The organism is Cryobacterium sp. MLB-32, from assembly GCF_000738085.1.
Taxonomy (GTDB): Bacteria; Actinomycetota; Actinomycetes; order Actinomycetales; family Microbacteriaceae; genus Cryobacterium.
In genome coordinates this window covers 1-690 of the sequence record NZ_JPRS01000500.1, presented here as the reverse complement: position 1 = coordinate 690, position 690 = coordinate 1, and the positions used below count along the sequence as shown (strand labels likewise).

Annotated in this window: 1 protein-coding gene; it reads left to right on the top strand. The window is 58.3% G+C overall.

Going from position 1 to position 690, the window contains the following annotated elements; genetic code table 11:
* Nucleotides 1-53: 53 nt before the first annotated feature.
* Entirely contained in the window at nt 54-569 is a 516-nt protein-coding gene (gene rplJ / locus JF66_RS19630) for a 50S ribosomal protein L10 (RefSeq protein ID WP_035880571.1), read from the top strand.
* Nucleotides 570-690 lie beyond the last annotated feature (121 nt).

The window sequence follows — 690 nt, the reverse complement described above, 5'->3', positions numbered from 1 at the left end:
TTTTCATGTTTGCATCGGGGGCTACCCGGCACATGACTATTAAGAGGAGCACCATGGCGAACAAGGAAGCAACGGTCGCCGAGCTTACGGAGAAATTCGAAAGCTCGACCGCCGTTCTGCTCACCGAGTACCGCGGTCTCACTGTTGCGCAGCTCAAGAGCCTGCGTAAGTCCATCAGTGAGGACGCCACGTACGCCGTGGTAAAGAACACGCTCACCAAGATTGCGGCCAACAAGGCCGGCATCACCTCGTTTGACGAGGAACTTGTCGGACCGTCCGCTATCGCCTTCGTACACGGAGACCCCGTCGCCGTCGCGAAGACCCTGCGTGCCTTTACCAAGGCAAACCCTCTCCTGGTGGTTAAGGGCGGTTACTTTGACGGTAGCCCGCTCACCGCAGCAGAGGTTGGCAAGCTTGCCGACCTCGAGTCCCGCGAGGTGCTGCTGGCCAAGCTGGCCGGCGCCTTCAAGGCATCGCTGTTCGGAGCCGCTTATCTCTTCCAGGCACCGCTGTCGAAGGCTGTTCGCACCATCGACGCGCTGCGTGAGAAGCAGGAGTCCGCAAACTAGGCACCTGCCTCGTCTTGCGGTTGAGAATTTTTAAGAAACTAAAAGGAGTACATCATGGCAAAGCTTTCCACTGAAGACCTGCTCGAGCAGTTCAAGGGCCTCACCCTCATCGAGCTCTCCG